Here is a 13247-nt window from a genome sequence, read left to right as displayed (position 1 = left end):
TATGGGATTTGAAGGTGCGGATCCAGGGACCATCCGCCCTGGAGGGCGCACGGCACGAGTGCGGGCAGCGGTGCTGCAGGCGGCTGGGGACGCCATGGCGGAGCGGGGCTTTGCCCACCTAGACCTCGCCGACATCGCGCGCCGCGCCGAGGTGGGTAAGACGACCGTTTATCGCCGCTGGGGAACGGTGACCAGCCTCGTGGCCGACCTACTGACGGACATGGCGGAGCAGTCACTGCCGCGTACCGAGACCGGCTCGCTGCTCGGCGACCTCAAGGCCAATGCCCGGCTCGTCCAGCGGACTTTGGCTCACTCGCGGCAGGGGGCACTGTTCAAGGCGGTGATCGCGGCCGCCACCTGTGACGCGAAGACGGCCGAGGCTCTGCACCGCTTCTACGACATCCGCGTCCAGGAGTGGGCACCCTGTGTGCAGCAGGCCATCGACCGAGGTGAGCTACCCAAGGGCACCGACGCGCATGAGGTGATCCGCGCCGTCTCCGCCCCCCTCTATTACCGCTTGCTGACCACTGGCGACCGCCTCGACGAGGCCGCCGCGGACCAGGCCGCTGAGGCAGCCGCGGCTGCGGCACGCGCGGGAGCATATGTACGGGACGTATGAGGTCGCCTCACCGGCGAACTCCTCACGCGCCCGGTCGTAGTAGTCGGCAATCAGCGCGGACGGGTGGCGATGATGGCTTCAGTGCGTACGAGTCCGTCGAACGTCCCCTCGGGGTTGAAGTCCGTGGGGGTACGGCGAACGTCCTTACCCGCTGGGCGTCGTGGTCTGTGCCGCCGCTGTGGTCTGGACGGTCTGGGCGCTGGGTCGGGTACGGCTGGAGGACGCGGATCCGGCTGGAGTGTTGGCGGTGGCACCGGGCTTGGGTGGGGCGGTGCTGGGCGTGTGGAGCGTTCGGCTGGCCGTGCGAGCGTTGCGTGAGGCGCGCAATGGCGAAGTGCTCGCCGCGGAGCTGGCACAGGCGGTGTCAGACGCGGAGGGGCAGCAGTTCCGGCAACTGCTGGGCGGGGACCAGCAAGCGCTGAACGGGACCATAGACCTCGTCTTCACACTCGCCGCCGTCTCGGGTATGGCGGAAACGGACCGACAAGGCAGGCTCCAGGAGATTGCCGAGTTCTACCGGGCGCTCCGGCCAGGTCGGATGGTCATCACCGGAGCCGCTGGCCCCGACCCCGGGGGTGGGGACGCGGGCACGGGCAAGACGGTCTTAGCGATCGCCCTGATCCTCGGCATGGCCCGGAGCCGAGCGGCGGGCGAACCGGTCCCGGTGCGGCTGTCGGCCGCCGCCTGGCCCGGCACGCCGCTGCCTGACTGGCTCATCACGCATCTCGTCGGCGCCTACCGCCTGCCCCGCCACGAAGCGGAGACACTGGTACGTTCGCGCCTGGTGCTGCCGGTCCTCGACGGGCTGGACATCGTGGCCCAAATCAGGGAGCCCGCAGTTGTCTGGCGCTGCCTCGCGGTCCTCGCCCGCCACCTGTACACCAACACAACAACGCCGCGCCTGATCCTCGAGGCGGACAGTCAGGTCGGGCCAGTGCTCGGACCACCGCGCCAGGTCACCCGGCGGTCAACGACCACCCCGAACGCAGGGTCCCGTCCGGCAGGAAGCGGACGCAGGCTCTCGTGGTCCCGTTTGCCTCGACCGGCTCCAGATCGGTCACCGGGACGCCGCGCTCGTGGCGCTGGCTCCAGGATCCGTTGAGACAGCGGTTGGTATGAATCAGCCACTCGCCAAACCAATTGCCCCGATCAGCCGTCAGTTCTTCTTCAGCTCCTCGGCGAGCATCACAAGGATGCCGCTGGGACCGCGGACGTACGTGAGCTTGTAGACGTCCTCATAGGTCGCCACACCGCGAAGCGGACGGCATCCGTGCTTTGCGGCTGTCTCAAGGGCTTTGTCGATGTCGTCGACTGAGAAGGCGACGCGATGCATGCCAATCTCGTTGGGACGAGTGGGCTCCGACTCAATCGCTTCGGGGTGGATGTACTCGAAGAGCTCAAGGCGACCGTGACCGTCTGGCGTCTGGAGCATCGCAATGTTGGCGTGATTTCCATCAAGGCCGACGGCGGTGTCGGTCCACTCACCACTGACCGTGTCACGGCCGACGACCGTGAGGCCGAGGTCGGTGAAAAAGGAGATCGTTGCTTCGAGGTCGCGAACGGCGATGCCGACGTTCTCGAGTTTGATGGCCATGCGTCGCATGCTACCGAGCCGGGCCGATCGGATGCTTCCGGCAAGGACGCAGCCGAGTACCAGCGCACCGTCGAGGTCGACCGTGACCCGTCCACCGGCGTCCGGAGCGTGTTTGCCCGTCGGCGACCAGACCCGGTTACGCACCTCGGACCGTGCGGACCGTGCGGACCGGATGGCCTGCAGGGCCTTCTCGCCGGAGGCGGTGAGGACGTCGATCAGGCGGAAGACCGTCGACTGGTCGCGGGCCCCCTGGTCGCTCGCGGGATGCAATCCGGGAGCGTGCCGGGCCGGCCCGATCCGTCTGCGACCTCTTGAAGGGGAACTGCCTCACCGAACGCCAGCCCAGCATCGGCTACAACACCCTGAAGAACATCTCCAGCCCGCTCGGCAACGACGTCTGAGCCGACCTCGAACGCCGCCACCCGGGTATCGACTCACTGCACCTGTCGCCGGAGTTCGCCGCAGCCTGGAAGGAGCGCCTCGCCACCAAGACCGTGCGCCGCCGGCAGTGGGACGTCGGCGGGGCCGCTGCTGGCCCTGGCCGGGCTCGGGGCGCGCCGGATCTGCTCCAGACTCGCACAGGGCGTGTACCGAAAGTGGATCTTGGAGCGGCTCGGTATCTGGGCATACAAGCCTGTCTCGCAAGACCGGCGGCGGTCGGTGGGCAGGTACTGGTAGTAGTCGGCCGTGGCAAGAGACCTGTGGACCCCAGTGATTTCAATGGCCGGTGTGGCTGTAGGTGGTGCGTTGACGTATCTGACCCAGCGCACGACCCAGCGGGCAGCTGACCGGGCTGAAGAACAAAGGCGGGCTGCGGCGCGGGCGGAGGAGCGACGTGCCGAGCAGATCAGGACCGTGCTGGAGTTCATCCGGTGCGCGCTGGAGGCTGAGGGCGTTGCGCATGCGCGGCCACCACGATGGGAAGTCGGTGATGACTGGTATGTGACGGCCAGGCCGGCGATGGACGGACTTCGAATAGCCGAGAAGAACATCGAGTTGCTGTGTGCGCCTGGCCTTCGTTCACCGGCGACCGCCTACGCCCGCGCCCTTAGAAGCTGTTGTCTCTTCGGGCGTGATCGGTGCGTTTTTGCTGGTCGGGGATAGCAGTGGTGATTCCGTGGGAGTCGTGGCCTGTCGGGTCGTTGCTCCCCGGGAGGTCACGAATGCCGTCAGTCGTCGGACTGCTGGAACAGCACGAGCTCGCCGCTCGGCGTCGAGTCGACGGGCTGCGGGAAGAGGCCGACCGCATCCAGGCCGAACTGGCCGCGGCCGAGCAGGAATGGCAGGAGTGGGCGATTGCCCGCAGGCGGGTCGACACGGTGCTGGCTCCGGACGGCGGCAACACCGCCGGCACGGAGGTCGCTGAGGATCCGCGGGATGCGGACGCGCCGCCGGAACCCCGGGATGCGGCGAAGCCGAAGTCGCAGGTGCCGGTGTGGCGTGAGGGGCTGGCCTGGTCGGTGCTGTCGGTGGACTACCAGCGCATCCTCACGGCGCTCGCGGACCGGAACCGGCTCCATCAAGGGCCGCTGACCTGCCAGGAGATGGCCGCGGTGTTCGGCCTGGACGCGGTGCCGGCCAAGGTGGAGGCACTGCGGTCGAAGGCGAAACGCCTGGCGGCGCGGGGCTGGCTGGCCGAGCGGCAGCCGGGCCGGTTCACCCTTGCCCAGGGTCCGGCCGGGCAAGGCGGCGGGTCATGAGCAGGGTCATCGACCAGTAGACCATCGCCTCGGCGCTGGTGGTGCGGCGCTCGAAGTCGCGGACCAGGCGCCGGGTGCGCATCAGGTGGGCGAAGAGGCGCTCGACGATCCATCGCTTGGACAGCACCACGAAGCCGCGGATGTCGTCGCTGCGTTTCACGATCGCCAGGACCAGCGCGAGCGTGGCCAGGCAGTGCTCGACGAGGCTGCCGGTGTAGCCGCCGTCGGCCCAGACCAGTTCCAGCCGGTGGTGAACGTCGGCGACCTGCCCGAGCAGCACCTGGGCGGCGATGCGGTCGCCGGTGTCCGCGGCGGTGACCATCACGCCCAGCAGCAGGCCGAGTGTGTCGACCACGACATGCCGCTTGCGGCCGTTGATCAGCTTGCCGCCGTCGAAACCCCGGCTGTCCGCGCCGACCACAGCGTCCGCCTTGACGGACTGCGAGTCGATCACACCGGCGCTCGGCTCCGCATCCCGCCCCAGCTCCTCGCGGACCCTCGCGCGCAACCGGTCGTGGAACTCCTTGACCAGGGAGTTGTCCCGCCAGCGGCGGAAGAATGCGTAGATGCGGTCCCACGGCGGGAAGTCGGCGGGCATCGCCCGCCACTTGATCCCGTTGTCCACGAGATACCGGATCGCATCGAGCATGGCCCGGTGGCAATACGCCTCCGGCCGGCCGCCCCGGCCCCGCAGCCAGCCCGGCACCGGCAGCAGCGGCCTGACCCGGGCCCACTCCGCGTCCGTCATGTCCGTCGGGTAGCGAGGCTGCCGCGTCCCGTTGTCGGCGGCGTTTCCGAACCGGTGAGCCAGGCAGTCACACGCGAGAGTGACCGATGTGGACTCCGCTCCCACCATGCCGTAGAACCGCGGCAACAGGGCCTCCTGGACAGCTTGTTGGCGTAGACACCCTTCGAGCTACCAAGACGCCCTGTTCTTATGCACGGCAGTTGCCACGATCACCCCATCGGGGCCCCGTCGGCCCTCAAGATGGGCACGACGACAGCCAGTCAGGCAACGGCGCGGGCCGACACCGGGTTTGCATTCCTCCGGCTACCTGCCGTCCGCTGCCCTGGAGCCAGCCTCCGACTGGCCCTGGCTCGCCGCTGCCACAGGTTCGCGCCTGGCATCGCCCCGTGCCGTGACCGGCTCCGGGTGCTCCCATGCCTCGGGCAGCAGCAGCACGGCCAGGTTCGCCGCTGCCACGAGCACCGCACCTGCCAGCAGTGGTGCCGAGGTGCCGAGGAGGGTGGCAACCGGAACGGCCACGGCCAGGCCCAACGGGCGGGCGGCAAACGAGATCAGCGCGTCGAAGGAGCCTACCCGCCCGAGCACCTCCTGCGGGATGCGGCGCTGGATGGCGGTCTCCCACAGCGGGCTGAGCACTCCTAGACCGAACATCGCGAGGAAGTACGCAGACGCCGCCCAGGGCAGCGCCAGTCCCAGCCCGAAGGCTGCCATCGGCAGCGCGAAGACGGCCGCGCCCACGGCCACGCCGACCAGCGGGCGGCGCATCGGGAGCCGTCCTGCGGCAAAAGCACCGACCAGCATGCCGACGGTCCCCAGTTGGGCCACCAGGACCCACGCGCCGTCACCGCCCATGCTCCGGACAGCGATCAGCGGTCCCAGGGTGAGCAGGAAGCCAGCCGCCAGATGCCATACTCCATGGCCCAGCACATTGGTGAGGAACCAGCGGTGGCGCCGGGTCTCGGTCCAGCCTTCGCGCAACTGCGTCCGGAACCCCGCGTGGCCGCCGTCGGCCGGCCTGGTGGCCCGGCGGGTGTGCAGGCCGCCCAGGGTGGTCGCAGAGCCGATGAAGAGCGCGCCGGTCAGTAGCGAGGACCAGCCGGCGCCGAGCATCAGCATCATGCCGCCCGCCGTAGCAGGGCCGGCGGTCTGGGCCAGGCCGGTGGCGACGTCCAGCCGCGAGTTCAGCCGCAGCCGCTGGTCGGCGTCGACGGTCGCCGCGACCAGGGTGCGGACCGCTGGGGTGCCGAAGGCGACCGCGGCGCCGGTGACCGCGGCGAGCACGGCGAGGTCGGGCACCCGGACCAGGCCGCAGAGCAGCTCCGCGCCGATCGCGGTCTGCGCCGCGCCCCTGAGTAGATCGGCAGCGAGCACGACCCGCTGTGGCGGGAAGCGGTCCGCCAGCACGCCGGCGACCGGCAGCAGCACCAGCATGGGCAGCAGTTCGCATGCCAGCACCAGGCCCAGATCCCCTGCCGAACCCGTCGAGCCTGCGGCGTGTCCTCGAAGCAGCGCGAGCGTGAGCGTGGTGGGTATCAGCGCGGTGGCCAGCGCCGCGCAGGTACGGCCGACCAGCAGTCGGCGCATGGGTTGCGTCATGCACGCATAATATTTCGCCAGCTAATCGTTTTGCAACGAAATATAAGTTGGCGTAGCATACTGAGGGCATGGACACCGAGAGTCAGGGCCGGGAGCGGCCCGCAGAAGGGGACGACTCCGTCGACGTGCACCTTGCACGCTGGCGCGGCAAGGCCCCGTTCGACGCGCGGGTGGAGGGGATCATCACCCGCATTCAGCTCCTGGCCAAGCATGTCGGCCAAGCCAAAGACCGCGCCCTGGCCGAGGTTGGCCTGCAGGAGTTCGAGTTCGCCACACTGCACCGGCTCGGCGCGCGCGAGGCCCCGGGGCGGGCCACCCCCTCCGAGCTAGCGGCTGAACTCATGCTCTCCCCTGCTGGCATGACAGGCCGTCTGGACACCCTTGAACAGTCAGGGCTGGTGCGGCGTGTGCGCAGCAGTCAGGACCGACGCCGGGTGGACGTGGAGCTCACCGAGGCGGGGCGCACCCGCTGGCTGGCCGCGATGGAGCTGCGCGGGCAGGCGGAGGACTCGATGGTCGCCCCGCTCGACCCGGCAGAGCAGGACGCGCTCAGCGCCCTGCTCAAGCGGATGCTGATCCAGGCGGAGGCGGACAGCCGCCACCGGTGAACCCCGAGTCGATGGTGTTGCTTCTCGCCGTCAGGTCTCAGTATCTCGCTGGCCGCCGCCGCAGCTACCCAAGGACACTCACGTTCGACCGACACCCCGCAAGATCGGATTGAAAACAGCGACTTACTCAAGCGGTCTGGCAGGAGCGTGACGAGGGGAGCCTGGCCGAGCGCCTGGAGCCGTTCAAGGCGGAGTTTCTCGCTGTAGCACGCCGCAGCCTGACCTGACGTCAGAGATCATAGCCACTCGTTGATGGCAGCGATCAGTACGGTTGCCTCGTAGCGCACATCCGGCTTGTCGTACCTCGTGGCCACGGTTCGGTGCCTCTTGAGGCGGTCGATGCCGCATTCGACCGCGTGGCGCTCACGGTAGTCGACCGGGTCGAACTTCGGTGGCCGGCCGCCGTGAGAGCCGCGCTTGCTGCGGTTGCGGGCCTGGTCGGCCTTGTCTGGGATGGTGCAGCGGTGCTGGACCTGAGTAAGAAAAGGGCAAGCGTTTCCGTTTCCTGGGCGTGCCTCGGCGCATGCTTATCCGCGCATTACGGTGCATGCAATTAGTGTCGCTCGGGGTATCTGAGCCATGCCCTCTCGCAACAGGGAGGTATTCCGTGGACGCTGCAACCTGGGGACTCATCGCGGCGTCGTTCGTGGCCTGCTTCGTCGAGATGGTCGAGGCGAGCACCATCGTCATGGCCATGGGATTCACCCGCGGCTGGCGCTCGGCTCTTGTCGGAGTGGTCGCCGCGCTGGCGGCGCTCGCGGTACTCACGTCGATCGCCGGGTATGCGCTCGGCCGCTGGTTCCCCGAAGCGGCGCTCCAGCTGGTGATCGGCGGCCTGCTGCTGACGTTCGGACTGCAGTGGCTGCGGAAGGCGATCCTTCGGGCGTCGGGCCGTAAGGCCACGCACGACGAGGACGCGATCTACCGCGAGGAGACCGAGGCGGCGAAGGCCGCCGGGAACAGCGCCGGTCGGCTCGACATGTTCGCCTTCATGGTCTGCTTCAAGGGCGTCCTGCTGGAAGGCATGGAGGTCGCCTTCATCGTGATCACGTTCGGGCTGAACGCCCACAACGTGCCCGCCGCGGGCCTCGGTGCCGCCGGCGCGGTCGTCACCGTCCTCGGCATCGCCTTCGCCGTGCGCCGTCCGCTCTCGATGATCGACGAGAACCTGCTCAAGTACGGGGTGGGCCTGCTCCTGGCCTCCTTCGGCACCTTCTGGGCTGTCGAGGGCATCGGCCTCTTCCGCGCCGACCGGGCAAGCCTTCACTGGCCGGCCCAGGACCTGTCGATCCTGGTCCTCCTGGCCGCCTGGTTCCTGCTGAGCAGGCTGTGGGTGAGTGCCCTCAGAAGGACCTCGCGTCCGATCCCGACACGCGCCGCCGCCGACACCGTCGAGGAGAAGACCCCATGAACCTGCTGAAGGCGTTCGCACGCTTCTGGTACGACTTCATCGTCGGCGACGACTGGAAGATCCCCGTGGCCGTCTTCCTGGCGCTGGCGATCCTGGCGGTGACGCTCTCCCTGGGGCTGTTCGGGGATGCCGTACTGACCGTCCTGGGCGGCCTCCTCGTACTGGCCGCCTTCTCGATCAGCCTGGTGATCGACGTCCGGTCCCACAGGTCGTGACAGGACCGGACCTCGAGAGCGCCCTCGGCTCGACCGGGTGAGGGCGCTCTTGCCGAAGCTGCCGCCCTCGACCGCCCGCCAGATGTTGTTCGAGCGGACCGGGCCGTCGACGCTGACGCCGCTGAGGGTTGGACCGAGGCAGCGTCCCGTCGTGCCGACATGATCACGCCGAGGATCAGCAGCGCGGCGGCGGTGACGGCGAGGCCGACGCCATGGTGGTGCCGTCCGTCGATGGCCCAGACCGCGACGAGGGCGAGCGGGCCGATGTACCAGACCGGCATCACGGCGCCGAGCATCCGAGCCCCGCGGGTGCGGCCGCGCAGGCCACTGCCGCCGGAGAGGCCGTTGGGGATCGGCCTCTACCGCCACTTCCCCCGGCAAGCGCGAGATCATCGGCTTCGTCGCCCTCCAGGGCGCCACCGAGATGGCCGCGGCACTGCGGGCCGCGACCTCCGCCGCGGACGGCCCGCGCGCCCGGGTCGCCACCCTCGCCCGCACCTGGGAGGACACCCCGGAGCCTCTGAAGAACGCCTTCCCTGCCCTGCTGGAGACCCTCGGCGAAGTCGCCGGGGACGGCGTCCACCCAGCGCTGTTCACCGAGGTGCTCTGGACGGCCCTACACGGACTGGCGACCCTGACCCGGGCGGGACGGCTGCCGCCTGGAGGACACCGAGCGGAGGGTGGAACTGCTGGTGGACCGTCTCACCATGGTCTGACACACCGTCCCAGCGGGAACGCAGCCGGGGTCCTCGGGCCCCGCTGCGTGCCTGCGGCATCGCTTCCGGTCACTCGCGCCGACACGGCGCAGCCGCAGATCACCGGAGTGCTAAATGATCTTGTTTGGCGGGGTGGCCGGGTGCGTGTTGATCTTGTTCCGGACGACCTGCGGGAGGGCTTCGTGGATGGCGGCCCGCCGTTCCCAGAGGATCCGCAGACATCGAAAGCCGTGCAGCACGCGAAGCTCCGTTCGATCACCCAGCGGTGGATGCCCAGCCCGGTGCCGTGGCGGGTTCCGTGGCGGGCGATCGCGGACACGATCCCGCGGTCGCGTCTTCAGTTGAGCACTGAACGGAGTGGGGACCGAGAGCGGGCCTGGGGAGTTTCAAAGAGCCTCATCAGGGCGGACCACGGGGGGACTGCGCCGCCTACGCCGTCGGCAGCCGCAGTGCGCGACGGCTGACAAGCTGAGGGCCCATACAAGACCGCTACCGCGTCGTAGAAGCCCCCGGTGCGTCTGCCTGGGGCCCAGGCTCGCCGGGAAGGGTGGCCGCGACGGCGTGCCACACCAGCGGCCTCCCCGCACACCAAAACCCTTTGGAAAGCGATGCCCCGGCCGGTGGGTGCGTCCCGGCCGGGGCTCTTTTGCGTGCGGCGCTACAGGGGGCGGATGTTCTCCGCCTGCGGGCCCTTCTGGCCCTGCGTAACGTCGAACTCGACCTTCTGACCCTCGTGGAGCTCGCGGAAGCCCTGGGCGGCGATGTTCGAGTAGTGGGCGAAGACGTCCGGGCCGCCACCCTCCTGCTCGATGAAGCCGAAGCCCTTTTCCGCGTTGAACCACTTCACAGTGCCCTTGGCCATGTGCCTGTCTCCTTCGAAGGGACTCGTATCGGGTCCCGCACAGTGCGGGATCCGGAGGTGATCGCCCTGGTCCGGAGAGGCGTTGAACAGCAAAAACGCCCGCGTTTGCGATCACGGGCGAACGGGACTTCGGAACCACGACTGCTGATCACGACGCTACACCGGTTGGTGGCGCTCGGCCACCCGTTCCGGTCACCCCGGGCGCGTGGCCCTGACGTGCCGCAGACGCGCATCACCCCCTGAAAAGCGCAGGTCAGAGCCTACGAACCGCATCACCTATGCGGCTAATCCCTGCCTGAGTGGCACCCCCGCTGCATGGAGGAATGCTGGGAGCGTGGATATGTACAACCACCGATACACCCCCATCCGGGACGATCGCCCCATCGTCGCGGCCTCCCTCGTCTGGGATGGGGGCGACGACCTCCGGGACGCCCTGAAGTCGATCGAGGACCAGGCAGGCCGGAAGGGCTGGTCAGCGATCGTCGGGCTTCGGATCACAGCATCGGACGGGACCTGACGAGGGTTTGTGGTCTCGATCCGGAGAGCAGGTGGATGCCGCCGGTGTTGTCGGAGACGCTGGCGGCGGTCACCCACACGGCCAGCAGCAGTCCGAGGCTTCGCTGGACGTACCCCCCTCGCTGAACGTGCTCGTACGCCTGCTGAGCCGTCAGCGCCTGAGTGAAGTACAGCACCCCGGCAGTCAAGTAGAGGCCGCTGCCAACGGTGTAGAGAAGTTCGAACCGGCGAGGACGCGCTGTGGTCCGGGATCCGAAGTACACGGCGAAGTCCGATGCGGGCGCCGAAGGGGTGCCGTCCTCGCTCCCACTCAGGTCCACTGGATTCCGTGGCTCAGGTCACCATGCGTTGATGACCGGCGCGTCGGGCTCGTGCTGCCGCCAGGCATCGTTGAGGCGCGCGAGCCGGTCCGCGGCGGCGATGCCGCGCAGGGACGCGACCTTGCCGTCGCTGACTTCGAACGCCACGGCGCCCACAACCCGGTCCTCGATCACGGCGAGGACGGCCGGGGAGCCGTTGACCAGCGCGAAATGGAACGCGGGCGAGCCACCGGCCAGCCGCCGCTTCGCCGGCGTGGGCTTGAAACCGGCCCGCACGTAGGAGGCGACCCGCTCGCGCGTCTTGTACCGCAGCAGCCGCCTGGCCAGTCCGGCGCCGTCCGAGACCGCGGTCACGTCGTCGGTGAGCAGTGCCACCAGCCGTTCGGTGCGCCCCGACGTGGCGGCGGCGAGGAACTCCTCGACGACCCGGCGCGCGGAGGCGGGGTCGGCCTCTGCGCCGCGGCGGCGCTCGGCGGCGACCCGGATCCGGGCCCGGTGGACATGCTGCTGGCTCGCGGACTCGGTGATGTCGAGGATCCCGGCGATCTCGGCGTGGCTGTACGAGAAGGCCTCACGCAGGACGTAGACGGCCCGTTCGACCGGTGAGAGGCGCTCCATGAGGGTCAGTACGGCCAAGGACACCGCTTCGCGCTGCTCGAAGGTGTCGGCAGGGCCGAGCATCGGGTCACCCTCGAGGAGTGGCTCGGGCAGCCAGGCACCGGCCGCGCGCTCGTGGCGCGCCTGCGCAGAGCGGAGCCGGTCGAGGCAGAGATTGGTGACGACCTTGGTCAGCCACGCCTCCGGCACCCCGACCCGTTCGCGGTCTGCGGCCTGCCAGCGCAGGAACGCGTCCTGCACGGCGTCCTCGGCGTCGGCCGCCGAGCCGAGCAGACGGTACGCGAGCGAGGCCAGCCGACCCCGGCTGGCCTCGAACCGATCGATGGCTGCGCTGTCCATGCGGAACAACCTATGCGGCGGCCTTCACACCGGCCTGGTCGGGTGCGGTGGCCAGGCGACGCTTGCGCTTCGGCATGCCGAACGTCGGGTGGGCGATGCCCCACCCGGCCCCCTTGAGCACGCCCGACTTGAGCCGTGCGGCGGTCCGGCCGCCCAGGTACCAGGACTTCGACCGGACGTCCCCGTCCACCATCTGGAAGATCGCGTCCCGCCGCCCGAGACTGATGTGGTTGCCGTAGTACTTCAGCCCGGTGGCCGGGACCTCGCTGCCCGTCAGGCGCGCGATGATCGCGGCGGTCGCCTGCATGTTGGTGAAGCCGGCCGAGGCGCACGACATCGGTAGCGGTCGGCCGTTCTCGCCGATCGCGTAGGCGCAGTCACCGGCGGCGTAGACGTCCGGGTGCGAGACCGAGCGCATGGTGCGGTCGACAACGATCTGACCGGTCTCGGCGACCTCCAGGCCGCTGGCGGCCGCAATGGGGTGCACGGCGAACCCGGCCGACCACACGGTCACGTCGGCTGGGATGGGCATACCGTCGGCGGCGATCGCCCGCGTCGGCTCGACAGCTTCGATGCCGGTGTGCTCGTGGACGGTGATGCCGAACCGGTCGAAGGCCTGGCGCAGGTGACGGCGGGCCTTCGGGGAAAGCCAGGCGCCCAGCTCGCCGCGGGCGGCGAGCGCGACCGAGAGGTCGGGCCGGAATTCGGCGAACTCGGTGGCGGTCTCGATGCCGGTCAGCCCCTCACCGACGACCAGCACGGTGCCGCCCTCGCCCAGGTCGGCCAGGCGCTCGCGCAGACGCAGCGCCGAGGACAGACCCGTCACATCGAAGGCGTACTCGGCCACGCCGGGGACGCCATGGTGGGCTACGGAGCTGCCGAGCGCGTAGAGAAGCGTGTCGTACGCGAGCTCGCCGTCGCCGTCGTCGCCGGTCACCGCGACGGTCCTGCGCTCGGGGTCCACGCCGGTGACGCGCGACAGGCGCAGCCGCACACCGGTGCCCGCGAATACGTCGGCGAGCTTGCGGAACGCGAGGTCCTGGCCGATCGCGAGCTGGTGGAGCCGCATCCGCTCAACGAAGTCGGGCACGGCGTTGACGACGGTGATCTCGGTGTCGGCCGCGGAGAGCCGGCGGGCCAGGTTTCCGGCGGCGAAGGCCCCGGCGTATCCGGCGCCGAGTACGACGATGCGGTGCTTCATGGCGTTGCTCCCTGTCTCGTTCGCGTGCCCCTTGAACGAGACGGCCCCCCGATTGCTGACAGGAGCCGGGTGTGACGCGGGTCACCGAACTAGGGCCTGTACGGAGTCGTGATCACCATGCTGGTACAACTTTCGTGTGGCGAGGCGTGAACTGAGTGACGACGATTGGGCGTTGGTCGAGCCG

The 13247-nt window shown here is 69.3% G+C and carries 13 protein-coding genes and 4 pseudogenes; 7 read left to right on the top strand and 10 right to left on the bottom strand.

Annotation, left to right across the window (positions count from 1 at the left end; all coding sequences use genetic code 11):
- Position 1: 1 nt before the first annotated feature.
- Positions 2–619, top strand: a complete 618-nt coding sequence (locus tag ABZ823_RS23935; RefSeq protein ID WP_361663906.1) for a TetR/AcrR family transcriptional regulator C-terminal ligand-binding domain-containing protein — start codon at positions 2–4, stop codon at positions 617–619.
- Positions 620–866: 247 nt separating this feature from the next.
- Positions 867–1721, top strand: coding sequence for a hypothetical protein (locus ABZ823_RS23930; protein ID WP_361663904.1), 855 nt, complete (start codon positions 867–869; stop codon positions 1719–1721).
- A 54-nt stretch (positions 1722–1775) separates the two neighbouring features.
- On the opposite strand, the gene ABZ823_RS23925 is transcribed toward ABZ823_RS23930, so the two are convergent.
- Together ABZ823_RS23925 and ABZ823_RS23920 are read right to left on the bottom strand one after the other, a co-directional pair.
- Positions 1776–2213, bottom strand: a complete 438-nt coding sequence (locus ABZ823_RS23925) for a VOC family protein (RefSeq protein WP_361664082.1) — start codon at positions 2211–2213, stop codon at positions 1776–1778.
- Between the two features lie 54 nt (positions 2214–2267).
- Positions 2268–2444 (bottom strand): annotated as a pseudogene (locus ABZ823_RS23920) (IS1380 family transposase); the annotation flags it as partial.
- Positions 2445–3376: 932 nt separating this feature from the next.
- On the opposite strand from ABZ823_RS23920, the gene ABZ823_RS23915 reads away from it, so the two are divergent.
- A complete protein-coding gene (locus tag ABZ823_RS23915; protein ID WP_361663901.1) occupies positions 3377–3913 on the top strand; it encodes a hypothetical protein in 537 nt (178 codons plus the stop codon).
- Here ABZ823_RS23915 and ABZ823_RS23910 read toward each other — a convergent pair.
- On the bottom strand, positions 3870–4661 hold the full coding sequence (locus ABZ823_RS23910; RefSeq protein WP_361663898.1) for an IS5 family transposase: 792 nt from the start codon (positions 4659–4661) through the stop codon (positions 3870–3872). The two genes, ABZ823_RS23915 and ABZ823_RS23910, sit on opposite strands and share 44 nt — an antisense overlap.
- A gap of 303 nt (positions 4662–4964) precedes the next feature.
- Positions 4965–6257 carry an MFS transporter gene (locus ABZ823_RS23905; protein WP_361663896.1) on the bottom strand — a complete coding sequence of 431 codons (1293 nt, stop codon included), beginning with the start codon at positions 6255–6257 and terminating at the stop codon, positions 4965–4967.
- Positions 6258–6325: 68 nt separating this feature from the next.
- Between ABZ823_RS23905 and ABZ823_RS23900 the strand changes: the two genes are divergently transcribed.
- From ABZ823_RS23900 to ABZ823_RS23890, 3 genes are all read left to right on the top strand, one after another.
- Positions 6326–6865 carry a MarR family transcriptional regulator gene (locus ABZ823_RS23900; protein ID WP_071384617.1) on the top strand — a complete coding sequence of 180 codons (540 nt, stop codon included), beginning with the start codon at positions 6326–6328 and terminating at the stop codon, positions 6863–6865.
- 607 nt (positions 6866–7472) lie between these two features.
- Positions 7473–8276 carry a hypothetical protein gene (locus ABZ823_RS23895; protein WP_361663893.1) on the top strand — a complete coding sequence of 268 codons (804 nt, stop codon included), beginning with the start codon at positions 7473–7475 and terminating at the stop codon, positions 8274–8276.
- Positions 8273–8491 carry a hypothetical protein gene (locus ABZ823_RS23890; protein WP_361663890.1) on the top strand — a complete coding sequence of 73 codons (219 nt, stop codon included), beginning with the start codon at positions 8273–8275 and terminating at the stop codon, positions 8489–8491. The genes ABZ823_RS23895 and ABZ823_RS23890 overlap by 4 nt, the downstream gene beginning before the upstream one ends.
- 155 nt (positions 8492–8646) lie before the next feature.
- On the opposite strand, the pseudogene ABZ823_RS23885 reads toward ABZ823_RS23890, so the two are convergent.
- Positions 8647–8844 (bottom strand): annotated as a pseudogene (locus ABZ823_RS23885) (DUF1772 domain-containing protein); the annotation flags it as partial.
- Between the two features lie 23 nt (positions 8845–8867).
- Between ABZ823_RS23885 and ABZ823_RS23880 the strand changes: the two are divergent.
- A pseudogene (locus ABZ823_RS23880) lies at positions 8868–9207 on the top strand (TetR-like C-terminal domain-containing protein); the annotation flags it as partial.
- 110 nt (positions 9208–9317) lie between these two features.
- Here the strand turns inward: ABZ823_RS23880 and ABZ823_RS23875 are convergent.
- From ABZ823_RS23875 to ABZ823_RS23855, 5 genes and pseudogenes are all read right to left on the bottom strand, one after another.
- A pseudogene (locus ABZ823_RS23875) lies at positions 9318–9541 on the bottom strand (IS5/IS1182 family transposase); the annotation flags it as partial.
- Between the two features lie 324 nt (positions 9542–9865).
- Positions 9866–10069 carry a cold-shock protein gene (locus ABZ823_RS23870; protein WP_361663887.1) on the bottom strand — a complete coding sequence of 68 codons (204 nt, stop codon included), beginning with the start codon at positions 10067–10069 and terminating at the stop codon, positions 9866–9868.
- A gap of 494 nt (positions 10070–10563) precedes the next feature.
- The gene (locus ABZ823_RS23865) at positions 10564–10761 is read right to left on the bottom strand and encodes a hypothetical protein (RefSeq protein WP_361663884.1); all 198 of its coding nucleotides are present in this window, start codon (positions 10759–10761) and stop codon (positions 10564–10566) included.
- A 162-nt stretch (positions 10762–10923) separates the two neighbouring features.
- Entirely contained in the window at positions 10924–11862 is a 939-nt protein-coding gene (locus ABZ823_RS23860; RefSeq protein WP_361663882.1) for a sigma-70 family RNA polymerase sigma factor, read from the bottom strand.
- Positions 11863–11872: 10 nt separating this feature from the next.
- Complete coding sequence (locus ABZ823_RS23855) at positions 11873–13063, bottom strand: FAD-dependent oxidoreductase (protein WP_361663879.1); 1191 nt, start codon at positions 13061–13063, stop codon at positions 11873–11875.
- Between the last annotated feature and the right edge of the window lie 184 nt (positions 13064–13247).

The sequence above is a fragment of the Streptomyces sp. NPDC047079 genome, from assembly GCF_040643755.1.
Classification (GTDB): domain Bacteria; phylum Actinomycetota; class Actinomycetes; order Streptomycetales; family Streptomycetaceae; genus Streptomyces.
Note: the sequence above shows the minus strand (reverse complement) of the source record. Positions and strands in the feature narration are given on the sequence as shown.